The sequence below is a fragment of the Pseudomonas sp. NFACC16-2 genome (genome assembly GCF_900119205.1).
GTDB classification, from domain to species: domain Bacteria; phylum Pseudomonadota; class Gammaproteobacteria; order Pseudomonadales; family Pseudomonadaceae; genus Aquipseudomonas; species Aquipseudomonas fluorescens_Q.
This window is the reverse complement of the sequence record NZ_FPIX01000027.1, coordinates 43,447-62,416: the sequence shown is the minus strand read 5'-3', so window position 1 is coordinate 62,416 and position 18,970 is coordinate 43,447. Positions and strand designations below refer to the sequence as shown.

Here is an 18,970-nt window from a genome sequence, read left to right as displayed (position 1 = left end):
CTCGCTCCCACAGGGGATCTATGTCGCACTGAAGATCAAATGTGGGAGCGCGCTTGCTCGCGATAGCGACAGGCCTGTCACCACAAATGCTGGATATGCCCCCGACCTCTGGCTAAAGTCCCCGCTCTCCTCATCAAGGAAGTGCCGGATGAATCTTCTCCCATGGTTGGGCCAGTGGGCATTTGCCCCCACGCAATGGCTGGTGATCGGTTCGGCCATTGCCCTGGCCTACATCGTCTTCGGCATTGCCGGGTTCGGCACGGCGCTGGTGGCCGCGCCCATCCTGCTGCTGTTCATGCCCCTGTCGAAAATCGTCCCGCTGCTGGTCTTGTTGGATTTTGTCGCGGCCTTCGGCAACTTGCTGCCATCGCGTCGGGACGTGTCCCGGCCGGAGCTGCTGCGGTTGTTGCCGTGCATGGCATTGGGCTGCACCCTCGGGGTGATTTTCCTGCTCAACCTCAAGTCCGACCTGTTGTTGCTGCTGATGGGGGTGTTCATCAGTTGCTATGCGATCTACAGCCTGCTGATCAAGAACCGGCCGACACAGTTGTCGGCGCTGTGGGCGGTTCCGATGGGGACGGTGGGCGGGATGTTTGGCGCGTTGTTTGGCAGTGGCGGCTTTTTATATGCCATCTACCTGAACAGTCGATTGCCCAAGGACCCGGCCCGAGCCACGCAAAGTGCCCTGATCAGTTGCAGCACCGTGGTGCGCCTGAGCTTGTTTATCGTGGCCGGGGTCTATGCCGAGCTACCCTTGTTGGTACTGGCGCTGTGTTTGTTGCCGGCCATGGCGCTGGGGTTGTGGGTAGGGCGTCGCTTGACCATGAAAATGTCGCGAGAAGCATTCGTGCGGCTGGTCACCTGGCTGGTGCTTGCCAGCGGCCTCGCGTTGATCGGGCGCTACCTGAGTGCTTGACCTGGCCCCGCCAGGGATTAAGCTGCCGGCCTTTGATCAGACCCTGCCAGGGAAACAGCCAGGCCTCGCCATGAACTCGCAAAGCATCATCGTTCCGAAAATTTCCACCCTGCCGGTCCACGAGCCCCGGGCCCGGGCGATCGTGCGCTGGCTGGTGCGCAAGAATATCGTCGAAGAACAACTGACCACCTGCGGGCGCACCGGCAATCGCATGGCCCACGCCATTGCCCCCGGTGCTCGCGAGGTGGTCCTGCATCCCGAAGCCTTGCCGTTCGGTGACGCGATCAATGGCCTGGAAATCATCACCAAGCGCTGCATCTATACACCGGCCAAGGGCTTTCTCGAAGAAGCCGGCTGTGCCGAGTGCCGCAAGGAAATCGGTGAAGCGTTGTTCGAAAGCCTGGAAGACTGGATGCCGGCGCGCACCGACAACTTCACGTGCCCCGAATGCGGTCATGAGGACGACATCAACGGCTTCCTGTTCCTGCAGCCCTGCGGGTTTTCCAACCTGGGGTTCATTTTCAACAATTGGCTGGAGGCGGGGTTCAAGCAGGACTTTCTCGATGAATTCGCCGATTGGCTCGATCAGCCGGTGAGTTGGGTGAGGGTGGAGTTGTAGATAAGTGCACTGGAGACTGCTTTTGTGGCGAGGGGATTTATCCCCGCTGGGGCGCGAAGCGGCCCTAAACCCAGGCTATGCGGTACATCAGGTATATGAGTCGACTGCTTTGGGACTGCTGCGCAGTCCAGCGGGGATGAATCCCCTCGCCACAAGGGGGCGGTGCACAGCCACAATGCTGTGATTAGCTCCGTCAATCACCCCGGCAATAATAGACAGAGTTTTACATTGAGCCAGACGGGGTCCATGAGTATAATGGCGCGCTTCCATTTTCCCGCTCGGGAGCCCCCGCGATGCTGCGTATCAGCCAAGAAGCTCTGACCTTCGACGACATTCTCCTAGTGCCCGGTTATTCCGAAGTACTGCCTAACGAAGTCAGTCTCAAAACCCGTCTCACCCGTGGCATCGAACTGAATATCCCCCTGGTTTCCGCCGCCATGGACACCGTGACCGAAGCCCGTCTGGCCATTGCCATGGCCCAGGAAGGCGGTATCGGTATCATCCACAAGAACATGACCATCGAACAGCAGGCCGCCGAAGTGCGCAAGGTCAAGCGGTTCGAGGCTGGCGTGGTCAAGGATCCGATCACCATCGAGGCTGACGCCACGGTCCGGGATCTGTTCGAACTGACCCGTATGCACAACATCTCCGGCGTTCCGGTGTTGCACGATGGTGACCTGGTCGGCATCGTCACCTCCCGCGACGTGCGTTTCGAGAACCGCCTGGATGCCACCGTCCGCCAAGTGATGACGCCTAAAGAGCGCCTGGTCACGGTCAAGGAAGGCACCAACAAGGACGAAGTCCGCGAGTTGCTGCACAAGCACCGTATCGAGCGCGTGCTGATCGTCGACGACAAATTCGCCCTCAAGGGCATGATGACCGTCAACGACATCGAAAAAGCCAAGGCCTACCCGCTGGCCAGCAAGGACGACCAGGGTCGTCTGCGCGTCGGCGCTGCGGTCGGTACCGGCAAGGACACGGGTGACCGTGTCGCCGCCCTGGTCAGTGCCGGTGTTGACGTGGTGGTGGTCGACACCGCCCACGGCCACTCCAAGGGCGTGATCGACCGCGTTCGCTGGGTCAAGCAGAACTTCCCTGACGTGCAGGTGATCGGCGGCAACATCGCCACCGGCGAAGCCGCCAAGGCCCTGGCCGAAGCCGGCGCCGACGCGGTCAAGGTCGGTATCGGCCCTGGCTCGATCTGCACCACCCGTATCGTTGCCGGTGTCGGCGTGCCGCAGATCAGCGCCATCGCCAACGTCGCCGCCGCCCTTGAAGGCACGGGCGTGCCGTTGATCGCCGACGGCGGTATCCGCTTCTCCGGTGACCTGTCCAAGGCCATCGTCGCCGGGGCCTACTGCGTGATGATGGGGTCGATGTTCGCCGGTACCGAAGAAGCGCCGGGCGAGATCGAACTGTTCCAGGGCCGTAGCTACAAGGCCTATCGCGGCATGGGTTCGCTGGGCGCCATGTCCCAGGCCCAGGGTTCTTCCGACCGTTACTTCCAGGACTCCTCCGCCGGCGCCGAGAAGCTGGTGCCGGAAGGTATTGAAGGTCGCGTGCCGTACAAGGGTTCCCTGAGCGCCATCATTCATCAACTGATGGGCGGTCTGCGTTCTTCCATGGGCTACACCGGCAGCGCCAACATCGAAGAGATGCGCACCAAGCCGGAATTCGTCCGGATCACCGGCGCCGGCATGGCCGAGTCCCATGTCCACGACGTGCAGATCACCAAGGAAGCGCCGAACTACCGCGTAGGTTAAGGCTTCCAGCAAAACGCTAATCACCGGGGCTGTTCATTCAGCCCCGAGTTGTTTCTGATTCACTACATGAGAATGAGTCATGGCCCTCGACATTCACGCTCACCGCATCCTGATCCTCGACTTCGGTTCCCAGTACACCCAGCTGATCGCCCGCCGCGTGCGTGAGATCGGTGTGTACTGCGAATTGCATCCGTTCGACATGGATGACGAAGCGATTCGCGAATTCGCGCCTAAAGGCGTGATTCTCGCCGGCGGCCCCGAGTCCGTGCACGAAGCCGACAGCCCGCGCTGCCCGCAAGCCGTGTTCGACCTGGGCGTACCGGTCTTTGGTATCTGCTACGGCATGCAGACCATGGCCGAACAGCTGGGCGGCAAGGTAGAAGGCTCCGACCTGCGTGAGTTCGGTTATGCCCGCGTTGACGTCGTGGGCAAGAGCCGCCTGCTGGACGGCATCGAAGACCACGTCGACGCCGACGGCCTGTTCGGCCTGGACGTGTGGATGAGCCACGGTGACAAAGTCACCAAGATGCCGGAAGACTTCCACATCCTGGCCAGCACCCCGAGCTGCCCGATTGCCGGCATGTTCAACGATGATCGCCGTTACTACGGCGTGCAGTTCCACCCTGAAGTGACCCACACCAAACAGGGCGGCCGCATCCTGTCGCGCTTCATCCTCGACATCTGCGGTTGCGAAGCCCTGTGGACCCCGTCGAAAATCGCTGAAGACGCCATCGCCCAGGTGCGCGCCCAGGTCGGTACCGATAACGTGCTGCTGGGCCTGTCCGGCGGTGTGGACTCCTCGGTGGTCGCTGCGCTGCTGCACAAGGCCATCGGCGATCAGCTGACTTGCGTTTTCGTCGACAACGGCCTGCTGCGCTTGCACGAAGGCGAGCAAGTGATGGCCATGTTCGCCGAGAACATGGGCGTCAAGGTGATCCGCGCCAACGCCGAAGAGCAGTTCCTGAACAACCTGGCCGGCGAGTCCGACCCGGAGAAGAAGCGCAAGATCATCGGCCGTACCTTCATCGACGTGTTCGATGCCGAATCCTGCAAGCTCGACAACATCAAGTACCTGGCCCAGGGCACTATCTACCCCGACGTGATCGAGTCGGCCGGCGCCAAGAGCGGCAAGGCCCACGTGATCAAGTCCCACCACAACGTCGGTGGCCTGCCGGAAGAAATGAACCTCAAGCTGGTCGAGCCACTGCGCGAACTGTTCAAGGACGAGGTTCGTCGCCTCGGCCTGGAGCTGGGCCTGCCCTACGACATGGTCTACCGCCACCCATTCCCGGGCCCGGGCCTGGGCGTGCGGATCCTCGGTGAAGTGAAGAAGGAATACGCCGACCTGCTGCGTCGCGCCGACCACATCTTCATCGAAGAACTGCGCAAGGCCGACTGGTACCACAAGGTCAGCCAGGCATTCGTGGTGTTCCAACCGGTGAAATCGGTGGGCGTGGTCGGCGATGGCCGTCGCTACGCCTGGGTCGTGGCCCTGCGTGCCGTGGAAACCATCGACTTCATGACCGCGCGTTGGGCGCATCTGCCGTATGAGCTGCTGGAAACCGTTTCCGGGCGGATCATCAATGAAATCGAAGGTATTTCTCGCGTGACGTATGACGTGTCGAGCAAGCCGCCGGCGACGATTGAGTGGGAGTGAAGGGAGGTCTCTAGAGGCCATCTCCAGCTATCTTGAAATCGATGCAACGTCGATTCCGTAGTCGGACAGAGGAAGGGTGCATGTTCAGCCCCTTCCTCAGCTCTGACGAGCTGGATTGCAGGCAATAATCGCTTTTGTTCGTTTCTCTTGTTTTCTAATTGTTTTTGTCTGATCTTAAGCATCAATTAACAAGATTAGGCGTCTCGCATCATTTTTAAATCCCTGAAAAGCCTTCTTGTCCGCAGAGGTCCCTTATGATCGATTTGCCCGCCGATCCCATAGGCGCCAGCTGGCTGGCCCGACTCTATGGCGTGCTGCCGCTGGGGAGACTGCCTGTGACGAGCCAGGCGGGCGGGCGACGCGCAACCCAGATCAACGACGGTTTTAGTCTGGAAACCTATCCTGAGGCGATGCGACCGGATGCAAAGCCTGCCGCGCATCTGCAGTTCCACCTACGGCATGAAGTCCCCCATCTGGAGTTCCTGGCCCGTCTTTTCGAGCGGACGGGGCCTGATTTCGTCCAAGCCTGGGTCGCGGCCGAGCCTACCGGGCAGTATGCGCGTCGCGCTGCGTTTCTGTATGAATGGCTGACCCGGGACACCCTGGTCGTACCCGAGCGTCTGGGGGGCAACTACGTCGATGCCATCGACGAAGCCAAGCTGGTTTCGGCATCGCGGGACCGGGTGGTCAAGGTGCAGCGCTGGCGGGTGAATGACAATCTGGCCGGTACGCGCGAATTCTGCCCCTGCGTAGTCAAGACTGAGGCGATGATGCGTGCGGCCAGTCTGGACATTCCACGTTTGTTCGGTGAGTTGACGGACGAGTTCGGCGAGGATCTGCTGATACGATCGGCGGTCTGGATGACGTTACGCGAAAGCAAGGCCAGTTTCGCCATCGAAGGCGAGGCTGACCGGGTTGGGCGAGTACAACGTTTTGCCGACGTGATGGCGCGCCGCACCGGACAAGGTCTGGTGCCATTGAGCAACGCTGCACTGGCGGAGTTGCAGCGGGAAATTCTCGGTGATCGGACGACGATCGCCCACTTCGGCGTGCGCCAGTCACCGGTTTTCGTCGGCGAAACGGTGCGCTACCAGGAGGTCGTACACTACGTCGCCCCTGCGGCCGATGAAATCGGCGCGATGCTTGAAGGGCTGAGGGTGTTCCTCGAAAGGACGCAAGGCCAGTCGTCGGTGATGCGCAGCGCAGTTGCAGCCTTTGGTTTCGTCTATATCCATCCACTCGCTGATGGTAACGGCCGTGTGCACCGGTTTTTGGTCAACGACGTACTGCGACGCGACGGCGTAATCCCGGATCCTGTGATTCTGCCGATCTCTGCGGTTATTACAGATGACGTAGGCGAGCGTCGCGGCTATGACCGAGTGCTGGACCAGGTGTCCAGGCCGCTTATGCAGGCTGTACGCGAGCGAGTAGTCTTCGAGTCCAGACAGACGACCTATCCAGATGGTGTCGTGTCGAACTTCTCTTTTCAGGGCGCTGACCAAGCCCGATCGCTGTGGCGTTATCCGGATCTCGGACCTCATACCGTGTTTCTGGCCAATATCATTGGCCGGACTTTGACCGAGCAGATGCGCGAAGAGTCTCGTTATCTGCGCAGCCATGCGCGTGCCCGCGCGATGCTGAAGGAGGTGGTCGAGATGCCCGACCAACAGGCGGATCGGGTGCTGCGCTCAATTGAGCAGAATCGCGGCGAGTTGAGCAATGTGCTTGCCAAGGAAATGCCCGTGCTGCAACAGGTCGGGGTCTGGGCCGAAATCGTTGATGCCGTCTCGCGGGCGTTTGCAGAGGACGGTGGAGTGGGTGCTGGCGTGATTGATCGGTATCGCCCTGGAAAGCCCGTCGACCGCTGAAACCCTTCCTGCCAAGCTCCGTAATCTTCGTCTTTTATGGGTGACACGGCGATTGGATCAAATTGTTGGGTGAGATGGCGACGGTTTGTGCCTGCTTTGCAGGCAGTTGGAACAAGGGCGCTTTGTTTGGCCGCAAGCAAACAGCGCAGTGTTTCGCTGACGAGTGCGCAGCTGTCGATACTGTGGAGGGCGTTGATTGACCCAGGCCAATTCGTACAGCACCCGTCCTTGCGGTCTGACTTGCCGCACTAAACAAATTCAGTAACATGCGGGTCATGACTTTTCTGATCAACTCCCTGGAACGTTTCCCTTAACCCCCTCGAACACTGCGAGGCTGCTTGACCCATGCCAAAGACGACTCCTCTGTCCGTGATTAAATCCGACCAAGTCCTGATTCTGCACATCGAATTTAAATGGATAAAACCTTCGATCTGGCGTCGAGTTGCAGTGCCTGAAAACATCACCTTGAGCAAGTTGCATCAGGTGATCCAGGCTGTGTTTGGCTGGAGTGACACGCATCTGCATGAGTTTGAAATTGATGGTGAAAGTTACGGCGTGCCTGACCCGGATTGGGGTCCGCCGGTGATTTCCGAGCAGCGTAAAAAGCTGATCAACGTGTTGTATGGCAAGAAGACGTTTCGTTATGTCTATGACTTTGGCGACAACTGGGAGCTGCGCATCAAAGTCGAGAAAACCTTGCCCGCAATTATTTTTCCGCAGGTGCCGTGTTGCATTGATGGGGCCAATCGACGCCCGCCGGAAGATATTGGCGGTGCGCCTGGATATGAAACGTTTCTGGCGGCGTTGGCGGATCCGAATCATCCCGAACATGAAGAAATGTCGGAGTGGTATGGGGATGATGGATTTGATCCGACAGCGTTTGACTGCGATTGGGTCAACCAGTGGCTGAAGAAACAGGTGAAGACCTGATCCACAAGAGGGTGCCGGGCGGACGCTTACGTGCTAAGCGGGGCTGGGCTCCTGATCCGGATGCATAGGGAAAGTTGAATGCAAATCGTAAAAACGAAAGGACATTTGATCTATAGCGCTAATCAAGGCTCGCCAACTCACGCATGTCTCGGGAGCTGTCAAAAGGTTTGGTGGCCTGACGACATTCCGTCTGATATTGCAGTTCTGGCCAAGCCAGTCTGCCCTCAGTGTGGTGGTGTTCTCACATGTGATATTCCGCCGGGGTACTACAGCGTGATATCGGATGATGCGAGAGTGCTACAGAAAGGCGGCGCAACGATCAAAAATATAGGGCTTAACCTGGGCAAATAATGAGCTAGGAAAAAAGGAAGCAGCACGTACCATGCAGCGCGAGGTTCGGAGGGCCGTAGGAAAGGGTTTTGGCCAATGCCAAAAGGCTGGCTTAGGTATTAGAGAAACTGTGATCGAATCAAATCCGTATCGAACGGCGTTATCCCTTGATTAGGCGCAAATACCGCCTGTGCCTGTTGCGGCGAAGCTACCCGTTCTCCTCGTGCTCGTGCATGTAAATCGAACAGCGTCTCCAAATCCGGACGAGGTGTGTGCACGAGGGCCTGTAGCATCAACGATATCCCACTCAGGTTGTTCTGAACGTTGTTCCACCGCGGCGATGATGTGAGCCCCAGATCGGCCCAAATCACGCGCCGCTCCTGCAAGTCCATCACGAATGGCAGACAGATCCCGGTATCGGATGCGATATCAAGACGGTCGATCACGGATCGCGGTTCGAACACTTCACCCGATGCCACGTCGGCACGGGCCATCCAGCCAGCGAAGCACTCGGGAAGATCGCAGTACGATTGCTCGGTGAATGAGTTGATAGACGTGACAACGTAGCGGATACCCTTCTCGACGAGGGCATCAAGGTCGAGATCGATGAACTCGGAAGCCCCGTGGGGCGCGTCGACGATGTCGCCGCTGTGGTAGCCACCAACCCCCTTCAGGTTGTAATACGCGACAGTTTGTGTGAACACGAAGTTGGCGTCGAAAAATGCGGCGGACAAGTCGATGTCCGTGCGTTCACGACCGTTTTTCCACCACAGGAACAGGCGAATGAAACGCGTGTCAGGCATAGGTATCTGGCTGCCTCGCACCAGCGTACGTAGCGACTTCGATGCGGCACGTTGTGCCAGCGGCACCCTGTAGTCGCGCAGGGCGGGGTCGATGAAACAGCGGCCTAGCGGCGGCAGCGACGCAAAACGTGTTACGAGAGCGTCCTGGCAGATTCGGGCTGCACGTGCCAACACCTCGGGTGCGAGAGGTTCACGTCGATCCTCGATGCCGTAGACCTTGGCCAATGCGCCTTTCGGCGTGAAGGCCCGCAGAGGCAGGGGGCGCGGGGCTCGTACTTGGGCCAGTGCCTGCAGCAGGATAGGTGTGGACACTTGTGTCGCGACGGCCTCGAACGCGTCGAGTACAGCGTCTGCTTCGGTCGCGCGGCGCAAGGTCACATCCAGTCGTCGTGCGAATTCACCGGGGCGATCCTGCAATAAGGGCGTAAGCGCGTCGATCTGACGCAGGGCAAGCATTGTTTCGACACGTGATCCAAACGAGGCCGGCGGATCGTTGCGGCGCGCTGCCGTGATGGCCGCGAGTGCTCGTGGATACTTATCGGCGTACTCCCCCGGATGCAGTACTTCGGCCAGGCGTTTCCAGCGTTCGGCATGACGCGCCACATCCTCCCCAGCGTTGGATGCGCGATCGAGTAGGCGTAACAGCAGACGGCGCGTCGCGCGCTTCATCGCTGTGAAACGTGTCGAAGCTGTCGTCAGCGACACGTCGCCTCCACTCAGCGCGACCGCCAGCCGTAGCACGTCTGTCGCCGTTTCGACGTTTTGCTCCAAGAATGCGTCCACCCGTGCATCGCCGGCTACATGCAGGAGCAGTGCGCCGCCAACCAGTGCGCGAATCTCACGGAACGGGACAGCCTCCGGCAGCAGACGAAATACGTCGCTTTTGTACGCTCGGATAAACCAGGCGACATCGGCTGTTTCCTCTTCGGAGAGCGAGGTGCGCGATGAAACCAGCGGCTCGAGCAATGACTCAAACTCAGAGACGCTGCCCAGTTCGATAACTCGGGATATGAAGTTTCCTTCAAGCATCACAGGTCGAGCGTGTTCGCTCGGCGGCAAACGCCGAAGGGTGAGGTAGTGAATGACGGCGGTAAGGTACAACTCCGCCTCTGAGGCCTTAAGAACTTGCTCTGGGAAGTCAGGATAAAACGGCTGGTGGTGCACATGGGCGCCGGTCTGCCGTCGAAGCACTCCGACAACGTCGTGCAGCCAGTGCGTGAGTTCTGCCGCCGAGAGCATGCCGATTCGCTCGATCAGTGACTCCGATAGCACGCATCGGAACGCCGCGACTTCCCGGACAGCCGACGCGACCTGAGCGCGTGTGGCTCCGCCGGTACCAGTAGGGACGTGAACCTTGGTACGGCGACGCAGGAACAGCTCCTGATTCATGCTTGATGTTCTCCCTTGGCCGCCGTTGTGAGTGAGCTGCAGCGTCACGTTTGCAGTCGATGTAAAAACGCCTGCAAGAAGCAGGCGCGGTGTGGAGAGCGGAACCCCTAGATCATAGGAGGTTAGAAGGAAGGTGTTCCATAGCCACGCAGGCATTGTACGGATGGTGGGTTCTGCTTGTCATGCAAACACATATCTTGAAACCAGCTCGATTCTCGGCTGGCAATTTTTTCGTTGTGACGTGCCTATCGCGCAATAAGTTAACCCGTACCCACGCGGCTTTTTGTGTTCAACGCCGCGCCACATCCGAAAAATAAAACTTATCCAGGGTATGCCGCGATTCGGTGTACTCGAACTGTCGGCCGTCCTGGAGAAAGGTCTGGTTGCTGACCACGATGACGTGGCTCTGGCCGTCGAGGTCCAGGTGTTGCTGGTCGTCCTTGCCGCAGCGAATCGCTTCGATGGTGCGCTGGGCATAGGCGATTTGCAGCTGCAGGGTCTGTTCGATGAAGGCATAGATCGAGCGCTCGGCGATGTCGCGGGTCAGGCCGGGGATCACGTCGCTGACGAAATGGTTGATGTCCAGGATCACCCGTTTGCCGTCGATTCGCCGTACCCGCTTGATGCGCGTCACCTGGCTGCCGACGGGTGCCTTGATGTGCTCGAGCAAGGCGCCTTCCAACGGCAGTTGAGTGAACTCGACCACATCGGTGCTGACGTCGTCGCCCAGGCGCGGGTAGGTCTCCTGGAAGCTGACGATGCCGCCGAGCTGGAATTCGATGGGGGAGGTCGACAGCACGAAGGTGCCCTTGCCGTGGACCTTCTGGGCAAAACCACGTTCCTGAAGCTGTTCGATCGCCTTGCGCACGGTGCCGCGACTGGCCTGGTAGCTGTCCATCAGTTCGGTTTCCGAAGGCAAGCGGGCGCCACGCTCCAGGCGTTCGGTGGTAATGCTGGTCAGCAGATCGTTGTAGATCCGGTTGTATTTACTCATGGAGAGGGCTCTGTACCGCACTGTTCACCGGGGCGGAACCTTAAGGGCCAAGTGGGGGATTTGTCCATTCGGCTGTCATTATTTGATGACAGTAGCGTAGGACGTTTCCTGTTTTGTCAGGTGGCATCATAAACAAATTCGAAACTCGTCTGTACGAGTTGTTGATTTAACTCGTACAGACGAGTACTTTCCCTTCCACGTGCTGTCGACTCTCAATAACAAGAATGACGCGGAAGAAAAAAGCATGAGCCATGACTACTCCAAAATCGCCAGTGAGCTGCTGCAAAGCCTTGGTGGCGTCGACAATATCGAGCAGGCCGCCCATTGCGTGACGCGCCTGCGCCTGTCCCTCAAGGATGCCGCCCGGGTGAACAGCGCCACGCTGAACCAGATCGACCTGGTCAAGGGCTCGTTTTTTACCGGCGGGCTGTTCCAGGTGGTCATCGGGCCGGGCGAAGTGGAAAAGGTCTACGCCGCTCTGCGGGAACTGACGGGCCTGGCCGCCGCGACCATTGCCGACGTCAAGCGCCAGGGCGCGCAGAAGGGCAACGGCATGCAGCGCCTGGTACGGGTGCTTTCCGACGTGTTCATGCCGATCCTGCCCGCCTTGGTGATCGCCGGCCTGTTGATGGGCGTCAACAACCTGCTGGGGGCCAAGGGCATGTTCATTGCCGGCCAGACGTTGCTCGATGCGTATCCGAACCTGGACGGTGTCTGGAGCCTGATCAACCTGATGGCCAACACCTCCTTCGTCTTTCTGCCGGCCCTGGTGGGTTGGTCGGCAGCCAAGCGTTTTGGTGGCAGTGAAATCCTCGGCATCGTGCTGGGCCTGATGCTGGTTCACCCGGACCTGCTCAACGCCTGGAACTACGGCAAGGCCGTGGCGGGGCTGGACGGCCAGAGCCTGCCCTATTTCGATATCTTCGGTTGGTTCCGGATCGAAAAAGTCGGCTACCAGGGGCAGATTCTGCCGATCCTGCTGGCGGCCTATGTCATGAGCGTGATCGAGAAAGGGTTGCGTGCCAGGGTGCCCAACGCGATCCAACTGCTGGTGATACCCATCACCACCATCGTGGTTACCGGAGTGCTGGCCCTCGCCATCATCGGTCCGGTCACCCGGCACCTGGGGATCCTGATCACCGAGGGCATGGTGGCGCTGTTCGACCTGGCGCCGGTGATTGGCGGGGCGATCTTTGGCCTGCTCTATGCGCCGCTGGTGGTCACCGGCATGCACCACATGTTCCTGGCAGTGGACCTTCAGTTGATCTCGACCCAGGGCGGGACCTTTATCTGGCCGATGATCGTCATGTCCAACCTGGCCCAGGGCAGTGCGGCGCTGGCGGTGTTCTACATGACCCGCAATGCCCGGGACAAGAGCATGGCGTCCACCTCGGCGATTTCCGCTTACTTCGGCATCACGGAGCCGGCGATGTTCGGGGTCAACCTGCGTTACAAGTTCCCCTTTTATTGCGCCCTGGCCGGCTCGGCCCTGGGCTGTATTTTCCTCTCGTTGAACAAGATCAAGGCCTCGGCCATTGGCGTGGGAGGCTTGCCGGGTTTCATCTCGATCGTTCCCGACGCCATACCCATGTTCGTGATCGGCATGGCCATCGCCATGAGCGTGCCCTTTGCCCTGACCTGTGCATTGAGCATGAAGATCGTCCGGCCGGGGTATCGCGTCGCCTGACACTCGTGGGATCCGGGCTGGCCCGCGATGAGGCCTCCCGGTTTGGTACCCAACAGACTGAAGGAATCTCGCCATGCAAGATTGGCAACGTTCAGTGATCTACCAGATTTATCCGAAGAGTTTCTACAGCCATGGTGGCCAGGCCACCGGCGATTTGCTGGGCGTCGTGGACAAGCTCGACTACCTGCACTGGCTGGGTGTGGATTACCTGTGGCTCACCCCGTTCCTGCGTTCGCCGCAACGGGACAATGGCTACGACATCAGCGATTACTACGCCATTGACCCCAGCTACGGCACCATGGCCGATTGTGAATTGCTGATCGCCGAAGCCCACAGGCGCGGTATCAAGCTGATGCTCGATATCGTGGTCAACCACACCTCTATCGAGCATCCCTGGTTCCAGGCCGCTCGCAGCAGCCTCGACAACCCGTATCGCGATTTCTATATCTGGCGCGACCAGCCCAACAGTTGGGAATCCAAATTTGGTGGCTCGGCCTGGGAGTACGAAGCACAGACCGGCCAGTATTACCTGCATCTGTTCGACCACACCCAGGCCGACCTGAACTGGGACAACCCTCAGGTGCGCGCCGAAGTGTTCAAGATGATGCGCTTCTGGCGGGACAAGGGCGTGGGGGGCTTCCGTCTCGATGTGATCAACCTGATCTCCAAGCCGGCCGATTTTCCTGACGATCACACCGATGGCCGCCGCTTCTATACCGACGGCCCCAACGTGCACCGCTATCTACAGGAAATGCACCAAGAGGTCTTTGAGGGTTTCGACCTGATCAACGTTGGCGAGATGTCGTCCACCAGCCTTGAACACTGCGTTCGCTACTCGTGCCCGGCCTCACGGGAGTTGTCGATGACCTTCAATTTCCATCACTTGAAGGTGGACTATCCGAACCTGCAGAAGTGGGTGCGGGCCGACTTCGACTTTTTCGAGCTCAAGCGCATCCTGTCCGACTGGCAGACCGGCATGCAGGCCGGTGGCGGCTGGAACGCATTGTTCTGGTGTAACCACGATCAGCCGCGGGTGGTGTCGCGTTTCGGGCATGACGGAGAGTATCGGGTGGTCTCGGCGAAGATGCTCGCCACTGCGCTGCACTTTCTGCAGGGCACGCCTTTCGTGTACCAGGGCGAGGAGCTGGGGATGACCAATCCGGGCTTCGATCACATCGATCAATACCGCGATGTGGAAACCCTGAACATCTATCGCCTCCAGCGCAACGCCGGCATGCCTGAAGCCGACGCCATGGCGCCGATCATGCAGAAGTCCCGTGACAACGGGCGTACGCCGATGCAATGGAGTGCCGGGCCGAATGCGGGTTTCAGCCGTGCCGAACCCTGGATCGACGTACCTGCCAACGCGGCCTTCATCAATGTCGAGCAGCAACTGCAAGACTCGACCTCGGTGCTGCATTACTACCGTCAGCTGATTGCCTTGCGCCGCAGCGAGGCCTTGATCCAGGACGGGGTCTATCGCCTGCTGCTGCCCGAGCATCCCCAGGTGTGGGCGTACCTGCGCGAAGGCCAGGGCGAGCGCCTGCTAGTGGTCAGCCACTTTTACGGTGGCGACTGCGACGTCCAGTTGCCGGAAGGAATTCTCTGCGCCGACACGAGGCAACGATGGGTGATCGGCAACTACGACCGCCAACACCGTGAGCGACGATTGTTCCTACGTCCCTACGAGTCGTTCGTGCTGCACCTGAGCGACTGAATAAACGTCATTTCTGACCCAGGCATTGCCTGATAGCGACCACGTTGCGCTCGACGCACCGTGTGCCCTTTGTCGCCCATTCGTTGGCAGGCGAAGGGCGATTGAAGTGCATCAAAAAACAATAAAAAGAAGGAGCGGTAATGAAAACAACAATAAATCGTGGACTTGCGGTGTCTTGTATCTGCCTGACATTGCCATTCCCCGCCCAGGCCCTGGAGTTCTCCGGCTACCTGCGCAGCGGCGTCGGCAGCGCCACCAATGGCCGCTCCCAATCCTGTTTCCAGTTACCCGGGGCGCAAAGCAAATACCGATTGGGCAACGAGTGCGAACAATATGGCGAACTGGAGCTGCGCCAGGATCTTTTCACCCTCGACGACGGTTCGGTACTGAGCGTGGATGGCATGGCGTCGCTGTACAACCGCTACGACCGCACGCCGACGTTCCGGGGCGAAAACGGCGCGGCGCGGATGCCGCAGATGTATGCCCAGTGGTCGAACATGCCCAGCCTGAACGGAGGCTCGCTATGGGCCGGTCGGCGTTACTACAAGCGTAACGACATCCATATTTCCGATTTCTACTACTGGAACCAGAGCGCCACTGGGGCCGGAATCGAGGATGTGTTGATCGGCGGGCTGAAATACAGCTACGCCTTTTCGCGCAAGGACAACCTGTACCAGAAAGACCCAGTCAACCGGCATGATTTCAACGTGGGCGGCTTCGACACCAACCCCGGTGGCGAGCTGGAGTTCGGCGTAAGCTTCATCGACCAGGCGAATCGTCGCGGTGCTCATCGCGGCTGGGCCTTGACCGCCCAGCATGTGCAGCAGGACTTCCTTGGCGGCAAGAATAAACTGGCCTTGCAATACGGTGAGGGGCCCGGCACAGGACTGGGTTATACCGGCGATACCGGACTGGACGACAGCAACAAGAGCTATCGTCTGGTGGAGTTTTTCGATTGGCAGGTCACGCCGCGTTTCGGCGGGCAAGTACAGGCGGTGTACCAGAAGGACATTCGCCCTGATGGCGTCGATCAGGACTGGCTGTCGTTGGGGGTTCGCCCGGCCTACGCCATCACCGATCAGTTCAAGTTGGTGACCGAACTGGGCCATGACCAAGTGCAGGCCAGCGATGGAACACGCAAGCTGAGCAAATTCACCTTTGCCCCTACCTGGTCGCCCAAGGGCCCGGAATTCTGGGCTCGCCCGGAAATACGACTGTATTACACCTACGCCAGCTGGAACGCGGCGGCCCAGCGCGCAGCCAATGAACTGGCGGCCGGTTCGGCGCTGTCCGACACCGGTGCATTTGGCGGCACGCGGCATGGTTCCAACGTGGGCGTGCAGGTTGAGTACTGGTGGAAATGACCCGTGTGACGCGGGTCGGTGAACGCGCTCTGCCCGCGATGCCAAAAGAACAGACAGCAGCAGGTGATGTCATGAACACAACGCAACCTTTGCAATTGCTCGCACCGTTGTCCGGGGTCTTGATGCCCCTGGACAAGGTGCCGGACCCGGTCTTCTCCAATCGTGTCGTGGGGGATGGAATCTGTATCGATCCGACGTCGCAGACCCTTTGTGCGCCGCTCTCCGGTGTCGTCGGCACGCTCCAGGACAGCGCCCACGCAGTGAGTGTCACCAGTGACAACGGTGTTCAGGTGTTGATGCACATCGGCCTGGATACGGTGAACCTGGCGGGCAAGGGCTTTACTTCCCGAGTAGAAATAGGTCAACGAGTCGAGGCCGGGCAACCGCTGATCGATTTCGATGCCGACTACATCGCCTTGCACGCGCGCAGTCTGTTGACGTTGATGCTGGTGGTCACTGGCGAAGACTTCAGCCTGATACCGGCCCAGTCGTCCTGGGTGGAAAGCGGTCAGCCGTTGCTGCAGGTGAGTCAAGGGACGCCAGGGCAGGACGCGCAGACGCAACAGGGCTCGGTGCTGTTTTCCAAGCCGCTGATCCTGCCTAATGACAGCGGTCTGCATGCGCGCCCCGCTGCGGTGTTCGCCCAGGCGGCCAAAGGCTTTGAGGCGAACATCTGCCTGCACAAGCAGCAGGCCAGCGCCAATGCCAAGTCCCTGGTGGCGATCATGGCGTTGCAGACGGTCAAGGGCGACAGTTTGCAGCTCAGTGCCGCCGGTCCACAGGCCGAACAGGCGCTCGAGGCACTGACGCAACTATTGTTGGCGGGCTGCGGTGAATCCGTCCAGGCGCAGCCGACGCCAGAAGTGCCCATGTGTGTCGAATCGCCCACGCCTGAGCGCTGGCAAGGCGTGTGTGCCTCGCCGGGCTCGGTGTCGGGTGTGGTGGTGCAGATCGCGACCCAGGCGTTGGAAGTGCAAGAGCCAGGCGCGGGAATCGAGACCGAGCAGGCCCTCCTGGACCAGGCGTTGAACCAGGCGAACCAGGCATTGAAGGCACTGCAGAACGAGGGCGCGGGCAGCGTCCAGGCGCAGATTTTTGGCGCTCATCAGGAGCTGCTGGAAGACCCCACCTTGCTGGAGCAGGCTCGGGATTTGATCGTCGAAGGCAAGAGTGCGGCCTTTGCCTGGAAAACCGCGACCGAGGCGACCGCCACGCAGTTCCAGCAATCGGGCAGTGCCTTGCTGGCCGAGCGCGCGACGGATCTGTCCGATGTCGGGCATCGGGTCCTCAAGCTGATTCTCGGCGTGCGGGACCACGCCTGGGATCTGCCCGAGCAGTCGATCCTGGTGACCGCGCAGTTGACGCCGTCCCAGACCGCCAACCTGGACACCTCGCGAATCGCCGGTTTCGTCACGGTGGGTGGCGGTGCTACCAGCCATGTGGCGATCCTGGCCCGTGCGCTGGGCCTGCCGTCGTTGTGTGGCGTGCCTGAGCAGGTACTGACCCTTGCCAACGGCACCCCGGTGTTGCTGGATGCCGACAGCGGCGAACTGCATTTGAATCCAGACGCGGCGCGGATTGAGCAACTCCAGGCCTCCCGTGACCGACAGTTGCGACGACAGCGGCGCGACCTCGAGCAATCGGCCCAGGCGGCCCGTACCCTTGACGGTCACCGAGTCGAGATCACTGCCAATGTCGGCTCGCTTCGGGATGTGGAGCAGGCCATGACCCTGGGGGGCGAAGGGGTGGGGCTGTTGCGCTCCGAACTGCTTTACCTGGATCGCGCCCATCCACCGGGACACGACGAGCAAGCGCTCCTGTATAGCGCCGTCGCCCGGGCCCTGGGGGCAGAGCGCAATCTGGTGGTGCGTACCCTGGACGTGGGCGGGGACAAGCCGCTGGCCTATGTGCCGATGGCCCGGGAGGCCAACCCGTTCCTGGGCATGCGTGGTATTCGCCTGTGCCTGGAGCGACCGCAGTTATTGCGCGAACAGTTCCGGGCAATCCTCGCCTGTTCAGGGCTGGCGCGGTTGCACATCATGTTGCCAATGGTCACGCAACTGTCGGAGTTGCGGCAAGCGCGGCAGATCCTCAATGAAGAGGTGCGCAACCTGGGCCTGTCGCAAGCGCCGAAGCTTGGCATCATGATCGAAGTCCCGGCGGCGGCCCTGATGGCCGACCTGTTTGCTCCCGAAGTGGATTTCTTCTCCATCGGGACCAACGACTTGACCCAGTACACCCTGGCCATGGACCGCGACCACCCGCGCTTGGCCAGCCAGGCCGATGGACTGCATCCGTCGGTATTGCGCCTGATCGCCCGGACAGTCGAGGCCGCTCACGCCCATGGCAAATGGGTCGGAGTATGTGGCGCGCTGGCATCGGAAACCTTGGCGGTACCGGTGTTGCTGGGGCTGGGCGTGGATGAGCTATCGGTCAGCGTGCCGCTGATTCCGGCCATCAAGGCCTGCGTGCGTGAATGGGATCTGAGTGAATGCCGCACGCTGGCCCAACAGGCCTTGGCCCAGGAAAGCGCCGAGCAGGTGCGCGACCTCTTGCGCAGACATTTATCCACGGCCAGTTCGGCCACCCTGGTCATGGAGCATTGAACATGTTCGACAAACTGCAACAGGCATTCTGGAAAGCCCTGACCCCGGACCTGGTACCGGAAGAGCCCAGGCCAGCGACAGCGCTTGATGAGCTTTCCCCGGCCATCGTCGTCGCGCTGGGTGGCGCGGATAACCTCAAGCACCATCAACCCGTGGCGCTGACGCGGTTGCGAGTGGAGTTGCAAGATGTGGCGCGGATCGACCGTCCGGCGTTGAGCGCGGCGGGAGTGACCGGTGTGATGACTCTGGACAACGGCGTGGTGCATTTGATCACTGGTTTGCCGACCTGAACCGAAGGGCGACTGGCGACGTCGCGATGCTCACTGA

Annotated in this window: 13 protein-coding genes and 1 pseudogene; 12 read left to right on the top strand and 2 right to left on the bottom strand. The window is 60.1% G+C overall.

Annotated features, from left to right (window positions below; all coding sequences use genetic code 11):
• Nucleotides 1-148 precede the first annotated feature (148 nt).
• The 7 genes and pseudogenes from BT116_RS20490 (at nucleotide 149) to BT116_RS20465 (ending at nucleotide 7,753) form a co-directional block, all read left to right on the top strand.
• Complete coding sequence (locus tag BT116_RS20490) at nucleotides 149-916, top strand: sulfite exporter TauE/SafE family protein (RefSeq protein WP_072346725.1); 768 nt, start codon at nucleotides 149-151, stop codon at nucleotides 914-916.
• A 70-nt stretch (nucleotides 917-986) separates the two neighbouring features.
• Nucleotides 987-1,535, top strand: coding sequence for a sugar ABC transporter ATPase (locus BT116_RS20485; RefSeq protein WP_072346754.1), 549 nt, complete (start codon nucleotides 987-989; stop codon nucleotides 1,533-1,535).
• Nucleotides 1,536-1,828: 293 nt separating this feature from the next.
• The gene (gene guaB, locus BT116_RS20480; RefSeq protein WP_072346723.1) at nucleotides 1,829-3,298 is read left to right on the top strand and encodes an IMP dehydrogenase; all 1,470 of its coding nucleotides are present in this window, start codon (nucleotides 1,829-1,831) and stop codon (nucleotides 3,296-3,298) included.
• A gap of 79 nt (nucleotides 3,299-3,377) precedes the next feature.
• Entirely contained in the window at nucleotides 3,378-4,955 is a 1,578-nt protein-coding gene (guaA, locus tag BT116_RS20475; protein WP_045155136.1) for a glutamine-hydrolyzing GMP synthase, read from the top strand.
• A gap of 254 nt (nucleotides 4,956-5,209) precedes the next feature.
• Nucleotides 5,210-6,823: a Fic family protein gene (locus BT116_RS20470; protein WP_072346721.1), complete on the top strand. Its 1,614-nt coding sequence runs from the start codon at nucleotides 5,210-5,212 to the stop codon at nucleotides 6,821-6,823.
• Nucleotides 6,824-6,905: 82 nt separating this feature from the next.
• Nucleotides 6,906-6,983, top strand: a pseudogene (locus tag BT116_RS31895) (hypothetical protein); the annotation flags it as partial.
• A gap of 185 nt (nucleotides 6,984-7,168) precedes the next feature.
• A complete protein-coding gene (locus BT116_RS20465; RefSeq protein WP_072346719.1) occupies nucleotides 7,169-7,753 on the top strand; it encodes a plasmid pRiA4b ORF-3 family protein in 585 nt (194 codons plus the stop codon).
• Nucleotides 7,754-8,202: 449 nt separating this feature from the next.
• On the opposite strand, the gene BT116_RS20460 is transcribed toward BT116_RS20465, so the two are convergent.
• Both BT116_RS20460 and treR read right to left on the bottom strand, forming a co-directional pair.
• A complete protein-coding gene (locus tag BT116_RS20460) occupies nucleotides 8,203-10,275 on the bottom strand; it encodes a TerD family protein (RefSeq protein ID WP_072346717.1) in 2,073 nt (690 codons plus the stop codon).
• A gap of 289 nt (nucleotides 10,276-10,564) precedes the next feature.
• Nucleotides 10,565-11,269, bottom strand: coding sequence for a trehalose operon repressor (gene treR / locus BT116_RS20455; RefSeq protein ID WP_072346715.1), 705 nt, complete (start codon nucleotides 11,267-11,269; stop codon nucleotides 10,565-10,567).
• Nucleotides 11,270-11,513: 244 nt separating this feature from the next.
• Between treR and treP the strand changes: the two genes are divergently transcribed.
• From treP to BT116_RS20430, 5 genes are all read left to right on the top strand, one after another.
• Entirely contained in the window at nucleotides 11,514-12,956 is a 1,443-nt protein-coding gene (gene treP / locus BT116_RS20450; protein ID WP_072346713.1) for a PTS system trehalose-specific EIIBC component, read from the top strand.
• Between the two features lie 73 nt (nucleotides 12,957-13,029).
• On the top strand, nucleotides 13,030-14,673 hold the full coding sequence (treC, locus tag BT116_RS20445; protein ID WP_072346711.1) for an alpha,alpha-phosphotrehalase: 1,644 nt from the start codon (nucleotides 13,030-13,032) through the stop codon (nucleotides 14,671-14,673).
• A 140-nt stretch (nucleotides 14,674-14,813) separates the two neighbouring features.
• Complete coding sequence (locus BT116_RS20440; RefSeq protein WP_072346709.1) at nucleotides 14,814-16,037, top strand: maltoporin; 1,224 nt, start codon at nucleotides 14,814-14,816, stop codon at nucleotides 16,035-16,037.
• 71 nt (nucleotides 16,038-16,108) lie between these two features.
• Nucleotides 16,109-18,643 carry a phosphoenolpyruvate--protein phosphotransferase gene (gene ptsP / locus BT116_RS20435; RefSeq protein ID WP_072346707.1) on the top strand — a complete coding sequence of 845 codons (2,535 nt, stop codon included), beginning with the start codon at nucleotides 16,109-16,111 and terminating at the stop codon, nucleotides 18,641-18,643.
• A gap of 2 nt (nucleotides 18,644-18,645) precedes the next feature.
• Nucleotides 18,646-18,933, top strand: a complete 288-nt coding sequence (locus BT116_RS20430) for a PTS sugar transporter subunit IIB (protein ID WP_072346705.1) — start codon at nucleotides 18,646-18,648, stop codon at nucleotides 18,931-18,933.
• The last annotated feature ends 37 nt before the right edge of the window (nucleotides 18,934-18,970 follow it).

Excerpts from the sequence above, each read along its gene's own strand:
- BT116_RS20490 (WP_072346725.1), top strand. The coding sequence starts at position 149 with ATGAATCTTCTCCCATGGTTGGGCCAGTGGGCATTTGCCCCCACGCAA.
- BT116_RS20485 (WP_072346754.1), top strand. The coding sequence starts at position 987 with ATGAACTCGCAAAGCATCATCGTTCCGAAAATTTCCACCCTGCCGGTC.
- guaB (WP_072346723.1), top strand. The coding sequence starts at position 1,829 with ATGCTGCGTATCAGCCAAGAAGCTCTGACCTTCGACGACATTCTCCTA.
- guaA (WP_045155136.1), top strand. The coding sequence starts at position 3,378 with ATGGCCCTCGACATTCACGCTCACCGCATCCTGATCCTCGACTTCGGT.
- BT116_RS20470 (WP_072346721.1), top strand. The coding sequence starts at position 5,210 with ATGATCGATTTGCCCGCCGATCCCATAGGCGCCAGCTGGCTGGCCCGA.
- BT116_RS20465 (WP_072346719.1), top strand. The coding sequence starts at position 7,169 with ATGCCAAAGACGACTCCTCTGTCCGTGATTAAATCCGACCAAGTCCTG.
- BT116_RS20460 (WP_072346717.1), bottom strand. The coding sequence starts at position 10,275 with ATGAATCAGGAGCTGTTCCTGCGTCGCCGTACCAAGGTTCACGTCCCT.
- treR (WP_072346715.1), bottom strand. The coding sequence starts at position 11,269 with ATGAGTAAATACAACCGGATCTACAACGATCTGCTGACCAGCATTACC.
- treP (WP_072346713.1), top strand. The coding sequence starts at position 11,514 with ATGAGCCATGACTACTCCAAAATCGCCAGTGAGCTGCTGCAAAGCCTT.
- treC (WP_072346711.1), top strand. The coding sequence starts at position 13,030 with ATGCAAGATTGGCAACGTTCAGTGATCTACCAGATTTATCCGAAGAGT.
- BT116_RS20440 (WP_072346709.1), top strand. The coding sequence starts at position 14,814 with ATGAAAACAACAATAAATCGTGGACTTGCGGTGTCTTGTATCTGCCTG.
- ptsP (WP_072346707.1), top strand. The coding sequence starts at position 16,109 with ATGAACACAACGCAACCTTTGCAATTGCTCGCACCGTTGTCCGGGGTC.
- BT116_RS20430 (WP_072346705.1), top strand. The coding sequence starts at position 18,646 with ATGTTCGACAAACTGCAACAGGCATTCTGGAAAGCCCTGACCCCGGAC.